Source organism: Pseudomonas sp. B329 (assembly GCF_023127835.1).
Taxonomy (GTDB): domain Bacteria; phylum Pseudomonadota; class Gammaproteobacteria; order Pseudomonadales; family Pseudomonadaceae; genus Aquipseudomonas; species Aquipseudomonas synxantha_A.
In genome coordinates this window covers 203,888-219,224 of sequence record NZ_SPKP01000052.1, presented here as the reverse complement: position 1 = coordinate 219,224, position 15,337 = coordinate 203,888, and the positions used below count along the sequence as shown (strand labels likewise).

General features: G+C 60.8%; 14 protein-coding genes. 8 read left to right on the top strand and 6 right to left on the bottom strand.

Annotated elements, in window-relative coordinates; genetic code table 11:
* Positions 1-159 precede the first annotated feature (159 nt).
* Positions 160-1,440, bottom strand: coding sequence for an MFS transporter (locus E4P00_RS22980; protein ID WP_179119859.1), 1,281 nt, complete (start codon positions 1,438-1,440; stop codon positions 160-162).
* Positions 1,441-1,999: 559 nt separating this feature from the next.
* Here E4P00_RS22980 and E4P00_RS22975 point away from each other — a divergent pair.
* Both E4P00_RS22975 and E4P00_RS22970 read left to right on the top strand, forming a co-directional pair.
* Positions 2,000-2,404, top strand: a complete 405-nt coding sequence (locus E4P00_RS22975) for an acyl-CoA thioesterase (protein WP_003176975.1) — start codon at positions 2,000-2,002, stop codon at positions 2,402-2,404.
* Between the two features lie 59 nt (positions 2,405-2,463).
* Positions 2,464-3,363, top strand: coding sequence for a D-hexose-6-phosphate mutarotase (locus tag E4P00_RS22970; RefSeq protein ID WP_103734132.1), 900 nt, complete (start codon positions 2,464-2,466; stop codon positions 3,361-3,363).
* A gap of 117 nt (positions 3,364-3,480) precedes the next feature.
* On the opposite strand, the gene E4P00_RS22965 is transcribed toward E4P00_RS22970, so the two are convergent.
* The 5 genes from E4P00_RS22965 to E4P00_RS22945 form a co-directional block, all read right to left on the bottom strand.
* Complete coding sequence (locus tag E4P00_RS22965) at positions 3,481-4,017, bottom strand: DUF3299 domain-containing protein (protein WP_103734131.1); 537 nt, start codon at positions 4,015-4,017, stop codon at positions 3,481-3,483.
* Positions 4,018-4,094: 77 nt separating this feature from the next.
* A complete protein-coding gene (locus E4P00_RS22960) occupies positions 4,095-4,340 on the bottom strand; it encodes a GlsB/YeaQ/YmgE family stress response membrane protein (RefSeq protein ID WP_005792540.1) in 246 nt (81 codons plus the stop codon).
* A gap of 109 nt (positions 4,341-4,449) precedes the next feature.
* Positions 4,450-5,532 carry a 5-(carboxyamino)imidazole ribonucleotide synthase gene (locus E4P00_RS22955; protein ID WP_032878674.1) on the bottom strand — a complete coding sequence of 361 codons (1,083 nt, stop codon included), beginning with the start codon at positions 5,530-5,532 and terminating at the stop codon, positions 4,450-4,452.
* An 11-nt stretch (positions 5,533-5,543) separates the two neighbouring features.
* Positions 5,544-6,035 (bottom strand): 5-(carboxyamino)imidazole ribonucleotide mutase, encoded by a 492-nt coding sequence (gene purE, locus E4P00_RS22950; RefSeq protein ID WP_003195648.1) that lies wholly within the window; start codon positions 6,033-6,035, stop codon positions 5,544-5,546.
* A 472-nt stretch (positions 6,036-6,507) separates the two neighbouring features.
* Complete coding sequence (locus E4P00_RS22945) at positions 6,508-7,416, bottom strand: LysR substrate-binding domain-containing protein (protein WP_032881175.1); 909 nt, start codon at positions 7,414-7,416, stop codon at positions 6,508-6,510.
* Positions 7,417-7,599: 183 nt separating this feature from the next.
* On the opposite strand from E4P00_RS22945, the gene aspA reads away from it, so the two are divergent.
* The 6 genes from aspA (at position 7,600) to E4P00_RS22915 (ending at position 15,213) form a co-directional block, all read left to right on the top strand.
* Positions 7,600-9,024, top strand: coding sequence for an aspartate ammonia-lyase (gene aspA, locus E4P00_RS22940; RefSeq protein WP_032878672.1), 1,425 nt, complete (start codon positions 7,600-7,602; stop codon positions 9,022-9,024).
* Between the two features lie 392 nt (positions 9,025-9,416).
* Entirely contained in the window at positions 9,417-10,862 is a 1,446-nt protein-coding gene (locus E4P00_RS22935) for an alanine/glycine:cation symporter family protein (RefSeq protein WP_005792545.1), read from the top strand.
* Positions 10,863-10,938: 76 nt separating this feature from the next.
* The gene (locus E4P00_RS22930; RefSeq protein WP_248133134.1) at positions 10,939-11,916 is read left to right on the top strand and encodes an asparaginase; all 978 of its coding nucleotides are present in this window, start codon (positions 10,939-10,941) and stop codon (positions 11,914-11,916) included.
* 49 nt (positions 11,917-11,965) lie between these two features.
* Positions 11,966-12,958: an AraC family transcriptional regulator gene (locus E4P00_RS22925; RefSeq protein ID WP_248133133.1), complete on the top strand. Its 993-nt coding sequence runs from the start codon at positions 11,966-11,968 to the stop codon at positions 12,956-12,958.
* A gap of 132 nt (positions 12,959-13,090) precedes the next feature.
* Entirely contained in the window at positions 13,091-14,125 is a 1,035-nt protein-coding gene (locus E4P00_RS22920) for a histone deacetylase family protein (protein ID WP_103734128.1), read from the top strand.
* Positions 14,122-15,213: a polyamine ABC transporter substrate-binding protein gene (locus E4P00_RS22915; protein WP_248133132.1), complete on the top strand. Its 1,092-nt coding sequence runs from the start codon at positions 14,122-14,124 to the stop codon at positions 15,211-15,213. Before E4P00_RS22920 ends, E4P00_RS22915 begins: the two co-directional genes overlap by 4 nt.
* The last annotated feature ends 124 nt before the right edge of the window (positions 15,214-15,337 follow it).

Here is a 15,337-nt window from a genome sequence, read left to right as displayed (position 1 = left end):
CAGATAGGGATAATTGGATCGGGGCCAAGTATCGGGAGGCCGTGTGAACACTCTATGTCTGAAATATGACAATTAGATGAAAGGCCACTATCGGGAAGCAAAGGCTGATGAGGAGCGAGACGTTGAATGAACGCCTCGCCACATTAGATCAAATTGGTTTCAGCGGCCGCGTTTCCACAGATACCCACCCACCAACATCCCCATCACACACAAGACGGCTACATAGTAAGCCGGGCCCATCGGGCTCTCCTTCATCAGCAGCGACACCACCAATGGCGTCAACCCACCAAACACGGCATAGGCGACGTTGTAGGAGAACGACAGCCCGCTGAAACGCACCACCGGCGGGAAGGCCTTGACCATCACGTAGGGCACCACACCAATGGTGCCGACAAACAGGCCGGTCAGGGCGTACAGCGGGAACAGCCAGTCCGGGTGGGCCATGAGGCTGTGATAGAGCGTCCAGGACGTTGCGAGCAGCAGCGCGCAACCGGTAACCAGCACGCGACCGGCGCCAAAACGGTCAGCCAAGGCACCCGAGACAATGCAACCGAAGCTCAGGGTCACGATGGCCAGGCTGTTGGCCTGCAGGGCAACCGTAGGGTTGAAGTGATAGACCGTTTGCAACACGGTCGGGGTCATGAGAATGACCACCACGACACCGGCCGAGAGCAGCCAGGTCAGCAGCATCGACAGCACAATGGCGCCACGATGGTCACGCAGCACTGCGCGCAACGGCAGCTCAGCGGCCAGGCTCTTGCGTTGCTGCATTTCAGCGAAGATCGGCGTTTCATGCAGCCAGCGGCGCAGATACACCGCCAGCAAGCCGAATACACCGCCGAGCAGGAACGGGATTCGCCAGGCGTAATCGGAGACCTGCTCCGGGGTATAGGCCGTATTGATGGCGGTAGCCACCAGCGAACCCAGCAAAATACCCGCAGTGAGGCCGCTGGTCAGGGTGCCGCAGGCGTAGCCGATGTGGCGCGGCGGGACGTGTTCGGACACAAACACCCAGGCGCCGGGCACTTCGCCACCAATTGCAGCGCCCTGGATGATGCGCATCAGCAGCAACAGGACCGGCGCCCATAGGCCGATCTGCGCATAAGTCGGCAGCAAGCCCATGATGAGGGTCGGCACGGCCATCATGAAGATGCTCAGGGTGAACATCTTCTTGCGCCCCAGCAGGTCACCAAAGTGCGCCATGATGATGCCGCCCAGCGGGCGGGCCAGGTAGCCGGCGGCGAAGATGCCGAAGGTCTGCATCATGCGCAACCATTCGGGCATGTCGACGGGGAAGAACAGTTTCCCGACCACGGTGGCGAAAAACACGAAGATGATGAAGTCGTAGAACTCCAGCGCCCCGCCCAAGGCAGACAGCGACAGGGTTTTGTAGTCGTTGCGGTTAAGCGGTCGTGCGGGCGGCGCAATGCTTGAAGGCACTGTGGTCATGGCAAGGCTTCTCTTATTAGTCAGATCAGGAATCCGCAACAGCGCTGGTATGGCCTGGCAGGTCCGGCACGATAGCAAATTGCCCGGAAAAGCACAGTCCAAACACCTGCCCCGCGTCAGCATCGATTCGCAAGCAACCCCCACTTGCCAAGCCGGCTTATTCCCTCTCGAATTACTGTCAGGTCCCAAAACGCCCTCAGATACTGAACGGCAGCGTTAAAAAGAAACAATGGTCAAACCCCTCAAGTTGCATGACTGGTTTGGCCATTTTTTTGACGCCTGTAAAGAAGCCCACGTAGATGTACAAAATGGAGCCAGGAGAGTCGTCGCGCAGGCTATCGACCGATATACTCCCAGCCGTGCACCTATCTATCAGTGGAAGTTGCGCGAAAACGTCGTTGGCACCGGCCAGCCGATTTCGCAGAGTTTCCCTTCAGACGCCTTTCGAAAAACGTGACGAACGTAGTATGTTCGGGGCTGAATCGTTTTTCCAAGACGGCTACTCACCGATTACATAGTCAAAGAGTCACGGGTCAGAGGCACCCCCGGCATGATCGAACTCGAACAAGAAGATCCTATCCCGCAAGGCGATCTCGCCCTGCAAATCACTGCACTGCCGCGTGAAACCAATGGTTTTGGCGATATCTTCGGCGGCTGGCTGGTCGCGCAGATGGACCTGGCAGGCACGGCAATGGCCAGCAAGGTCGCCGGCGGGCGCGTAGCCACCGTCGCCATTGATCGCATGGCCTTCCTGGTACCGGTAGCCGTGGGTGCACAGCTTTCCTTCTATACCCAGGCTCTGGAAATTGGCCGCAGCTCGATCCAGATGATGGTCGAAGTGTGGAGCGATGACCCGCTGTCCAGCGAATGGCGCAAGGTCACCGAAGCGGTATTTGTGTTCGTCGCCATCGACGGCAGCGGTCGCACCCGTTCGGTACCGTCACGGGCGCGTTAAACCTCGCCGGGTTTTAACGGTCAATTGCCCCATTGCCTGCCACTTGAGAGAGCTTTGTTATGCCTACGCCCCACGTTGAGACGATGAAAATCGACGAGCTGGACTGCTGGCGCATCCGCCACAACGGCGCCGAGCTGATGGTGGCCCAACAGGGTGCGCATATCTTCAGTTACCAGCGCGAGGGCGAACAGCCACTGATATGGCCGAACCCCGCGGCGGTGTTCAAGCGGGGCAAAGGCATCCGTACCGGCGTGCCGGTGTGCTGGCCGTGGTTTGGTGTTTTCGACCGTAACCCGCAGAGCGTAAAAGCCATGCGCCAAAGCGATCAGCCTGCCGGCGCCCACGGCTTTGTGCGCACCGCGCTCTGGGAGTTGGCCGGGACGGCAATCGAAGGTGAAGCCCTGCGTATCGAGCTGGTGCTGCCGACTCCTGCGAACGGCTTTCCCGGCTGGCCCCATCAGGTTGACTTGACGCTGAGCCTGCTGCTGGACGAGCAACTGCATATCCGCCTCACCAGCCACAACCGTGGCACCGACACCGTGACCTTCAGCCAGGCACTGCACACCTACTTCGCTGTGAGCGACGTGCGCAACGTGCAGGTCGAGGGGGTGGATGGCTTGGCCTATATCGATACTGCTGATGGGTGGACCGAGAAGCAGCAATCCGGCTTGCTGCACTTCACTGGCGAAACTGATCGTATCTACCTGGATACACCGGCGCAGTTGAGCATTGTCGATAAAGACTGGCAGCGCCGCGTCCAACTCATCAGCGAAGGCTCGAAGTCCACCGTGATCTGGAACCCGTGGACCGAACGAGCCAAAGCGCTTGATGACATGGCCGATGACGGCTGGCAGGGCATGTTGTGCATCGAGACGGCGAATGTGTTGGATGATGTGGTAAGCCTGGCCCCCGGTAAAAGCCACACCTTGGGCGTTCGTATCACCAATATCACTTTGTAAACCCAGTCAGAATGTGGGAGCTGGCTTGCCTGCGATAGCATCGCCTCAGTGCAACTGACACACCGAGTCGCCTGCATCGCAGATCAAGCCAGCTCCCACAGGGATTGGTAGCGCCAGTTAGAGATCGGACTCCTTCACCACCCGCACCTTCCCCGCCTCCAGCGCATACGCTGCATCGGCCAAGTCATTGTTGACCTTCTCCACCTTCAACATGCCCGTGACCCACAGCGGCGTGTAGATATCATCCAGCTTCAACCCCTTGGGATACCGCACCAGCACCAGTTGGTTAGGCGGCGGTGGCGGCACATGGATGCAGGCGCCCGGATACGGCACCAGGAAGAACAGCGTGCTGCGGCCTTTGGCATCGGTTTCCAACGGCACCGGATACCCACCAATGCGGATATTCTTGCCGTTCATGGCCGCTACGGTCTTGGTGGAATACATCACCGCGGGCAAGCCTTTGCTCTGCTTCAAGCCACCTTTTTCAGTGAACGTGCCTTGGGCTTCGGGGGAGTTATGGTCGATCTCGGGCATGGCTTCGAGGGCTTTCTGGTCCGAAAGCGGCATCAGGTCGAGCCAGTCGGTTTCCGGCAGTTCGCCAGCGTGCGCCAGGCCAGAGCCCAGCAGGAGGAGAGTGAAGAATAGACGGCGCATGGAGAGGCTCGGCAAATACAAGTGCCGAGCATTCTAGCCCTCTGCGCCTGCGCAGCGCAGAGGACTTTGTCGGCTGATTACTTCTTTTTGATCAGGCCGTAGATCACCAGCAACACGATGGCACCTACCAGCGCGCCGATGAAGCCCGCGCCCTGGCCTGCCTGGTAGATCCCCAGTGCCTGGCCGCCATAGGTCGCGGCCAGGGAGCCGGCGATACCCAGCAGAATGGTCATGATCCAGCCCATGCTGTCGTCACCCGGCTTGAGGAAACGCGCCAGCAGGCCAACGATCAAGCCGATAAAGATGGTTCCAATGATACCCATGGCATTTCCCTCTGATTGAATGTGAGTCATGACAAAGCCTAGTCAGGCTTTATCATCCTGCAATCAGAGAGACGACGGTGACCAATGGTTCCCGCCGACTCCCGGCTTATTACTCGGCGATCAGCGCTTCGACCTTGAGGATCTGCGCCTGCAGCGTTGCGCGATCCTTGCAGCGCAGGTTTGCATGCCCGACCTTGCGCCCGGCCTTGAACGCCTTGCCGTAGTGATGCAGGTGGCAGTCATCGATGGCAATCACCCGCTCAACCGGCGGGACTACGCCGATGAAGTTGAGCATGGCGCTCTCGCCGACCTTGGCCGTGGAGCCCAACGGCAAGCCCGCCACCGCCCGCAGGTGGTTTTCGAACTGGCTGCACTCGGCGCCTTCGGTGGTCCAGTGCCCGGAGTTGTGAACACGCGGGGCGATTTCGTTGGCCTTGAGGCCGCCGTCGACTTCAAAGAACTCGAACGCCATCACGCCGACGTAATCCAGTTGCTTGAGCACGCGGCTGGAATAATCTTCGGCCAGGGCCTGCAGTGGGTGGTCGGTGCTGGCCACGGACAGCTTGAGGATGCCGCTGTCGTGGGTGTTGTGCACCAGCGGGTAAAAGCGCGTCTCACCATCACGGGCACGCACGGCGATCAGCGATACTTCACCGGTGAATGGCACAAAGCCTTCCAGCAGGCAGCCGACGCTGCCCAGCTCAGCGAAGGTGCCAACCACATCGGCGGCGGTACGCAGCACTTTCTGGCCCTTGCCGTCGTAACCCAGGGTGCGGGTTTTCAACACGGCCGGCAGGCCGATGCTGGCGACAGCGGCGTCCAGGTCTGCCTGGGACTGGATGTCGGCGAAGGCCGGGGTGGGGATGCCCAAGTCCTTGAACATACTCTTCTCGAACCAGCGGTCCCGGGCGATGCGCAAGGCTTCAGCGCTCGGGTACACCGGTACGAACTGCGACAGGAAGGCCACGGTTTCGGCCGGGACGCTTTCAAACTCGAACGTCACCAGATCGACTTCGTCGGCCAGTTGGCGCAGGTGATCCGGGTCGCTGTAGTCAGCGCGCAGGTGTTCACCCAGGGCGGCGGCGCAGGCATCTGGCGCCGGGTCCAGGAAAGCGAAGTTCATCCCCAGCGGAGTGCCCGCCAGGGCCAGCATGCGACCGAGTTGGCCACCACCGATTACACCGATTTTCATCGTCAACAACCTCAGGCGATGCGTGGGTCTGGATTGTCCAGCACACTGTCTGTCTGCTCAGCACGGAATTTTTTCAGCACCGCGTGGAACTGCGGGTGCTTGGCGCCCAGGATGCTGGCCGACAGCAATGCAGCGTTGATCGCGCCGGCCTTGCCGATCGCCAGGGTCGCTACCGGGATACCGGCCGGCATCTGCACGATGGACAACAGCGAATCCACGCCCGAGAGCATCGACGACTGCACCGGCACGCCAAGCACCGGCAGGTGCGTCTTGGCCGCACACATACCTGGCAAGTGCGCCGCGCCGCCGGCACCGGCGATGATCACCTCGATGCCACGGGATTCTGCTTCATCGGCATACTGGAACAGCAAATCCGGGGTGCGGTGGGCGGAGACCACCTTCACTTCATACGGAATGCCGAGTTTTTCCAGCATATCGGCGGTGTGGCTAAGGGTGGACCAATCGGACTTGGAGCCCATGATCACGCCAACCAATGCACTCATCGTCGTGCCTCTTCTCTCTGGGCGCCCGCAGGCGCGTCAAAAAACAACAAGCCACGCGGGAGACCGGCGTGGCTTGTTGTACGAATTAGTTTCGGGCCAGAACTGCCTGCGCTCAGTCAGGCTGCGTTAAAAACAAACTCGGAATGCTCATTGGCTAAAGCCAACTCCGCTTCCTCGCTTGTTTTTGCCTTGCCTGATCTTCGCTCGGCGAGTTCTGACCTCGAAACGCGGCCGGTTGGACCGGCCGAAGGCCGCGCAGTATACCGTAATAATCCAGATAAACAGCCCCTGGAATGACCATCTGTCTAGCCGCTCAAACCGGCGGTTTTATTGACTCTTGAGTCAGTCCCCTACACCGCAAAACCTTGTGGGAGGGGGCTTGCTCCCGATAGCGGTGTTTCAGCGGCCTAATCAGCGCCTGACACACCGCTATCGGGAGCAAGCCCCCTCCCACATTGGATCTGTGTCAGGCTCAGGTACTTTGCGCCGCGCCTCCTTCCAGTTTGCGCCACAGCAACCGCACATTCGCCTTGCGCACCAACGCACAGCGATACAAGCGAATCTCCAGGGGCACGTGCCATTGCGGCCCGCCGCACACCACCAGTTCGCCGCGAGCCAGTTCGGCACGCACGCTCAGTTGAGGCACCCAGGCGATGCCCAAGCCTTCAAGAGCCATGCTCTTGAGGCTGTCAGCCATGGCGGTTTCGTAAATGGTGGTGAACCGCAGGGCCCGCTGGCGCAGCAGCAAATTCACCGAGCGGCCGAGGAACGCCCCGGCACTGTAGGCCAGCAACGGCACACTGCCCTCGCTTTCCAGGTCGAACAGCGGCTTGCCATCGGCATCGGCGGCGCACACCGGGAGCATTTCGGTGTTGCCCAGGTGCAGCGATGGGAATATCTCGGCGTCCATCTGCATGGCGGCATCCGGGTCGTAGAACGCCAGCATCAGGTCGCAACCGCCTTCGCGCAGGGCGTGCACAGCGTCGCCGACGTTAGTGGCAACCAATCGCGTGGCGATGTTCAGCCCCTCGTTGCGCAGCTGTGCGATCCAACGTGGAAAGAACCCCAGTGCCAGCGAGTGTGCGGCCGCCACCTGCATGACTTCACCCTGCCCGCCTTCCAGATGATGCAAATGCCGCAGTACTTCGCCGAGCTGTTCGACCACGGTGCGCGCCGTCACCAGGAACAACTGCCCCGCCGCTGTCAGCTCCACGGGCGTGCGCGAGCGGTTGACCAGCGTCAGGCCCAACGCGGCTTCAAGGCTGCGAATACGGCGACTGAACGCCGGCTGCGTCACAAAACGCCGCTCCGCAGCCTGGGAAAAGCTGCGCGTCGCCGCCAGGGCGCTGAAGTCTTCCAGCCATTTGCTTTCAAGGTTCATCATTGCCTCCCACGCCGAATGCACCATTTTGGCACACACGCCCGCCATCATGGCTGGGTCACATCCACATTATGCCGTTTGTGCATAGCCCAGTGTTTAACAGCATTGGCCCAAAAACTTCTACAAGCCTAGCATTCGCAGCGTTCCGGCCAGTTCCGGGTCCATATCGAGATGATTTCCGTCATGTCCTCTGCTGCATCTTTCCGTACAGAAAAAGACCTGCTTGGCGTACTCGAAGTACCTGCTCAAGCGTATTACGGCATCCAGACCCTGCGAGCGGTGAACAACTTCCGCCTCTCGGGCGTTCCGATTTCGCATTACCCGAAATTGGTGGTCGGCCTGGCAATGGTCAAGCAAGCAGCGGCTGACGCCAACCGCGAGTTGGGCCAGCTCAGCGAAGCCAAGCACGCTGCCATCAGCGAAGCCTGTGCCCGCCTGATCCGCGGCGATTTCCACGAAGAGTTCGTGGTGGACATGATTCAAGGCGGCGCTGGCACTTCAACCAACATGAATGCCAACGAAGTCATCGCCAACATCGCGCTGGAGGCCATGGGCCATCAGAAAGGCGAATACCAGTACCTGCACCCCAACAACGACGTGAACATGGCGCAGTCGACCAACGACGCCTACCCGACCGCGATCCGCTTGGGTCTGCTGCTGGGCCATGACGCGCTGCTGGCCAGCCTCGACAGCCTGATCCAGGCGTTCGCCGCCAAAGGCGCCGAGTTCAGCCATGTGCTGAAAATGGGCCGTACCCAATTGCAAGACGCCGTGCCGATGACCCTCGGTCAGGAATTCCGCGCCTTCGCCACCACCCTGGGTGAAGACCTGGCGCGCTTGAAGACCCTGGCGCCGGAGCTGCTCACCGAAGTGAACCTGGGCGGCACCGCCATCGGCACCGGCATCAACGCCGACCCACGCTACCAGGCCCTGGCCGTACAACGCCTGGCCACCATCAGCGGTCAGCCGCTGGTACCGGCGGCCGACCTGATCGAAGCCACCTCCGACATGGGCGCCTTCGTGCTGTTCTCCGGCATGCTCAAGCGTACCGCGGTGAAGCTGTCGAAGATCTGCAACGACTTGCGCCTGCTGTCCAGCGGCCCACGCACCGGCATCAATGAGATCAACCTGCCGGCGCGCCAGCCAGGCAGCTCGATCATGCCCGGCAAGGTCAACCCGGTGATTCCGGAAGCCGTTAACCAGGTGGCATTCCAGGTCATCGGCAACGACCTGGCCCTGACCATGGCGGCCGAAGGCGGCCAATTGCAACTGAACGTGATGGAGCCGCTGATCGCCTTCAAGATCTTCGACTCGATCCGCCTGCTGCAACGCGCCATGGACATGCTGCGCGAGCATTGCATCGTCGGCATCACCGCCAACGAAGCACGCTGCCGCGAACTGGTGGAGCACTCCATCGGCCTGGTCACCGCGCTGAACCCCTACATCGGCTATGAAAACGCCACCCGCATCGCGCGTATCGCTCTTGAAAGCGGCCGCGGCGTGCTGGAACTGGTGCGTGAAGAAGGCTTGCTCGACGACGCCATGCTCAACGACATCCTGCGCCCGGAAAACATGATCGCTCCACGCTTGGTCCCGCTGAAGGCCTAAGCGTTTGTTGCACCGCTCACCAGGCTGAGGGACTAGACACCTCTCACCTTTTGAGGGCCTGAAGGCTCGTTCTTCAGGCCCTTTTTTTTGCCTCAAGGTTGTGAAATGAAGCCCATAAAAACTCCAATATCGCCCTGCAAACCCACCTTGCTTGCCACCGCGTGGCTGAAACCTTTAATCAGCCCGTGCAGACGGATCAGTCTCGCCTAGGTATAGTGCCGCCCCTCTCGCGTCTGCGGCCATCGGTAACGAGGCCCGGGTACCACGCGAAACCGCATGAATAACAACACCCGCAAAAGGATGGGGATCGAAGCGTCGTGCACTGCCTGGTGCCGAGCGATGCGTCGGACCGTCCTGCGTTTGCCATCAGAAAAATCAGCGAGGAACACTCCATGCTCGAAGTCATCAACGACTTCCTCTCAGGGAAAGTACTGATCGTGCTCATAGTCGGGCTCGGCGGTTATTTCACGATCCGCTCGCGTTTCGTTCAATTGCGTCACTTTTTCCACATGTTCTCGGTGTTTAAAGACAGCCTCAAGAGCAGCGCCGGTCAACTCAGCTCGTTCCAGGCGCTGATGCTCAGCCTGGCCGGACGCGTGGGTGCCGGTAACATCGCGGGTGTCGGTATTGCTGTGACCCTGGGTGGTCCGGGGGCGGTGTTCTGGATGTGGGTCACTGCTCTGGTGGGCATGTCTTCGAGCTTTATCGAGTGCTCCCTCGGCCAGTTGTACAAGCGCACCGACGCTGAAGGCACCTACCGTGGCGGCCCGGCCTATTACATCCAGCACGGCCTGCAGAAGCGTTGGCTGGGGATGGTCATGGCGTTCCTGCTGCTGGTGACCTTCGGTTTTGCCTTCAACGGCCTGCAAGCCCACGCCGTGACCCACTCGCTCAATAACGCCTTTGGCCTCGACACCACTTACACCGGCCTCGCGCTGGCGGTGTTGTTGGGCCTGGTGTTCATCGGCGGGATCAAGCGTATTGCGTCGATTGCCGACCTGCTGGTACCGGTCAAGACCCTGGTGTACATCGCCGTGACCCTGTACGTGATCGTGCTGCAATTCGACCACGTACCGGCCATGCTCGCGACCATCGTCAAGAGCGCGTTCGGCCTCGACCAAGCCTTCGGTGGCCTGGTGGGCAGCGCGATCATCATGGGTGTAAAGCGCGGCGTGTTCGCCAACGAAGCAGGTCTGGGCAGTGCGCCTAACGTAGCCGCGGTGGCTTCGGTAGAGCATCCGATCGCCCAGGGCGTGGTGCAAGCGTTCAGCGTGTTCCTCGACACCTTCGTGATCTGCACCTGTACTGCGTTGCTGATCCTGCTGTCGGGTTTCTACACCCCAGGCTTTGAAGGCGACGGCATTGCCCTGACCCAGAACTCCCTGGCGGCGGTGGTCGGTGACTGGGGCCGCATGTTCATCTCGGTGGCCCTGGCGTTGTTCGTGTTCACCTCGATCATGTACAACTACTACTTGGGCGAGAGCAACCTGCGCTTTCTGGTCGGCAATAACCGCAAGGTGCTGATGGGCTATCGCGCACTGGTGCTGGTGCTGATTTTCTGGGGTTCGATCGAAAACCTGAGCACCGTGTTCGCCTTCGCCGACATCACCATGACCATGCTCGCGTTCGTCAACCTGTTCGCCCTGGCATTCCTGTTCAAGATCGCCATGCGCATCCTCAACGACTACGACAACCAGCGTGCAGCGGGCATCAAGACCCCGGTGTTCGACTCCAGCCAGTTCCCTGACCTGGACCTGGACCGCAAGGCCTGGCCGGCCAATCCGGTGAAGCCTGAAGCAGCACCCTCGGCTGAACTGAGCGCTCAAGCGCAACGTTGATCACCGCTAGATGACACGCCGCCCGGCCTTGGGCATGCTCTGGGCCCGGCGGCGTTTTTCGTTCAGGAGATTTCTCATGCAACCAGCTAACAACGTGATGGTGCTCTACACCGGCGGCACCATCGGTATGCAGGCCAGCGCCAATGGCCTTGCGCCCGCTTCAGGTTTTGAGGCGCGTATGCGCGAACAGCTTGCCGACGCGCCAGTGCCCACGTGGCGGTTCCGGGAAATGGCGCCACTGATCGACAGCGCCAACATGACCCCCGCCTACTGGCAGCGCCTGCGTACCGCCGTGGTTGAAGCCGTGGACGACGGCTGCGACGCGGTGCTGATCCTGCACGGCACTGACACCCTGGCGTACAGCGCGGCGGCCATGAGTTTCCAATTGCTGGGCTTGCCCGCACCGGTGGTGTTCACCGGCTCGATGTTGCCGGCCGGCGTGCCGGACAGTGATGCCTGGGAAAATGTCAGTGGTGCTTTGGCGGCATTGGGCGAAGGCCTGGCAGCGGGTGTACACCTGTACTTCCACGGCGCGCTGATGGCGCCGACCCGTTGCGCGAAAATTCGCAGTTTCGGGCGCAATCCGTTTGCGACCTTGCAACGCCAGGGTGGCATTGCCCGCGCCGAGTCCCTGCCGGCCGCGCTGGATTACCGTCAGCCCAAAGCCTTGGCGAATGTCGCCGTACTGCCGTTGGTGCCGGGTATTGATGCCGCGCAACTGGACGCTGTAATTGGCAGCGGCATTCAGGCGTTGGTACTGGAGTGCTTCGGAAGCGGCACCGGGCCAAGTGACAACCCAGCCTTCCTGGCCAGCCTTCAACGTGCGCAGGACCAGGATGTGGTGGTGGTTGCTATCACCCAATGCCATGAAGGCGGTGTAGAACTGGACGTCTACGAGGCCGGCAGCCGCCTGCGCGATGTGGGCGTACTGTCCGGTGGCGGCATGACCCGCGAGGCAGCGTTCGGCAAGCTCAACGCCCTGCTCGGTGCCGGGCTGGAGACCAGCGAAATCCGTCGCCTGGTGGAATTGGACCTGTGCGGCGAACTGAGCTGACCGGCATGTAACTTGCTCCACTTCCAGCCACTCCTGGCTGGAAGTTCCCATGCTGCACTCCCACCTCACCACCCTCAATGCCGTGTCCTTGGTACTCAGCACCTTCGAGGCCGAAGGCTTGCCCCACGAAGCGTTGCTGGCCGGCAGCGGCATTTGCGCGGCGGACTTGAGCCGCGCCGACACGCGCATCGCCACGCACCAGGAGATGCAAGTGTGCGCCAATGCCGTGGCCCGTCAGCGCGATATCGGCTTGATCGTTGGCCGGCGTATGCATGTTTCTTCCTACGGCATACTGGGCTATGCCCTGCTCACCAGTGCCACTTTCGGTGACGCTTTGCACCTGGCCCTGCGGTATCCGGCGCTGTTGGGAACACTCTTCGAACTGAGCCTGGAGGAAGACGGCGAACGTATCTGGTTCACGGCCGGCGACTACCGCGAAAACCCGGCCCTGACCGCCTTCAATGTCGAGTTGTGTCTGGGATCACTGAAGGTCATCTGTGACGACCTGCTCGGCCATCCCCTGCCCTTGCTGGGCGCTCGTTTTGAGCACGACGCGCCGGATTATCAGGCGCGCTACGCCGAGAGCTTCGACTGCCCGCTACAGTTTCAGGCTATTGCCAACGCGTTCGCCTTTGATAAACGCTGGCTTGCCCAACCGTTGCCCCTGGCCGACACGGTCACCCACCAGGCCATGGTCGAACGTTGCCGCAAACAAAACACCGAATTCACCGGGCGCGAGGCCTGGCTGGGGCGAATCCGCCAGTTGCTGACCGCACAACTGCACGCCGCCCCTGGGCTCGATGGCCTGGCGCAGCAGATGAACTGTTCGGCGCGCACCCTGCGCCGGCACCTGCATGATCTGGGCTGCAGCTATCAGGAACTGCTCGATGAGTTGCGCTTTGAACGCGCCAAACAGTTGTTGGCTGACAACCTGTGGCCGATCCACCGAATTGCCGAGACGCTGGGGTTCAGCGAAACGGCGAGTTTCAGGCATGCCTTCGTGCGCTGGAGCGGCGTGACGCCGAGCCAATTTCGTGCATGACGCGCCAATGAGGGGCGAATTGCGGACACACACTTTGGCCATATTGATCCCCTTTTGGCCGCTCCTGACGTTCTCATAAACCGCGCCCACCGCAAGACTGCATACACCGATACAGCCTGCGGAGAACAACAAATGCTGACGATCTACTCGGACGATCACCACCTGCACCACGGCCGTTGTGAACTGATGGACGGGCAACTGATGCCCTGCTTTGAAATGCCCTCGCGTGCCGACCACGTGCTGCAACGGGTCAAGACGCGGGAACTGGGCCCCGTGCAGGCCCCGCAGGATTTTGGCCTGGCGCCGCTGCAACGCGTCCATAGCCGCGACTATCTGGATTTCTTCAAAGGCGCCTGGCAACGCTGGACCGAATACGGCCAGGACGGCGACCTGCTGCCCTACACCTGGCCCGCCCGCACGTTGCGCCGCGTGATTCCCACCAGCCTGCACGGCCAGTTGGGCTATTACAGTTTCGACGGTGGCGCGCCGATTACCGCCGGCACCTGGCAAGCGGCCTACAGCGCCGCGCAAGTCGCCCTCACAGCCCAGGCCGCCATCGCGCAAGGCGCCCACAGTGCCTTCGCGCTGTGCCGCCCGCCTGGGCATCACGCCGCCAGCGATTTGATGGGCGGTTATTGCTACCTCAACAACGCAGCCATCGCGGCCCAGGCGTTCCTTGATCAGGGCTGCAAAAAGGTCGCGATCCTCGACGTGGATTACCACCACGGCAACGGCACACAGTCGATTTTTTATGCGCGCAGCGACGTGCTGTTCACCTCGATCCACGGCCATCCGGAGGCAGAGTTTCCGTTCTTCCTCGGGTATGCAGATGAGCAGGGAGAAGGCATCGGAGAAGGTTTCAACTTCAATTACCCGCTACCCGCAGGTTCAGGCTGGGAGGCTTGGAGCGCAGCGCTTGAACAAGCCTGCACAGAGATCGAGCGCTACGCCGCCGACATCATCGTGGTGTCCCTGGGCGTGGACACCTTCAAGGACGACCCTATCTCGCAGTTCAAGCTCGACAGCCCGGACTACCTGGCCATGGGCGCGCGCATTGCCCGCCTGGGCAAGCCCACGCTGTTCGTGATGGAAGGCGGCTACGCGGTGGAGGAAATCGGCATCAACGCCGTCAACGTGCTGGAAGGTTTCGAGGAAGCAGCCCAATGAACATACTCAAGTCGCTCGCCCTGTGCGCCGTGGTTGTCAGTGGCGCAGCCCAGGCCGAAGAAAAAACCCTGAAGGTCTACAACTGGTTCGACTACATCACGCCCAAGGCGCTGGAAGACTTCAAGGCACAGAACCCGTCGATCAAGTTGGTGTATGACATCTTCGACACCAACGAAGCCCTGGAAGCCAAGTTGCTCACCGGCAACTCCGGCTATGACGTGGTGGTGCCGTCCAATGTGTTCCTGGCCAAGCAGATCGAAGCCGGTGTGTTCCAGCCCCTGGATCGAAGCCAGTTGCCCAACTGGAAGCACCTGGACCCCAAGCTGATGAAGCTGATCGAAGCCAACGACCCCGGCAATCAATACGCCGTGCCCTACATGTACGGCACCATCCTGATCGGCTTCAACCCAGCCAAGGTCAAGGCGGCCCTGGGCGACAACGCCCCCGTGGACAGCTGGGACCTGATCTTCAAGGAGGAAAACCTCAGCAAGCTCAAGCAATGCGGCGTCGCACTGCTGGACTCGCCCTCGGAAATACTGCCCCTGGCGTTACAACACCTTGGCCTGGACCCCAACAGCGGCAATCCCAAGGACTACGACAAGGCCGAAGCACTGATGATGAAGATCCGCCCGTACATCACTTACTTTCACTCCTCCAAGTACATGGCCGACATCGCCAACGGGGATATTTGCGTGGCGGTGGGCTATTCCGGCAGTTTTTCCCAAGCAGCCAACCGTGCCAAAGACGCCAAGAATGGCGTGACCGTGGACATGCGCCTGCCCAAGGAAGGCGCGCCGATCTGGTTCGACATGCTCGCCATTCCCAAAGGCGCCAAAAACCCGAACGACGCCTACACCTTCATCAACTACCTGCTGCAACCCAAAGTGATCGCACCCATCAGTGACTTCGTCGGGTACCCCAATCCAAACAGGGACGCTACCGAGAGGGTCGACCCGACCATTCGCCACAACCCCAACCTGTATCCGACCGACACCGCCATGGCCACGCTCTACACCCTCATCCCCCTGGACAGCAAAGCCGAACGCGCCAGGACAAGGGCCTGGACCAGGATCAAATCCGGCACCTGAAGCACCTTGGTTTGACGTGTACCTTCGAATGCGCTTGTGAAGGTGGCCTATCTAAGCACCGCCTCTCTGTGTGGCCGCGCCCTAGCATGGAAATTTCTAGCCTTGACCTCAGGGCTGGTTCCAC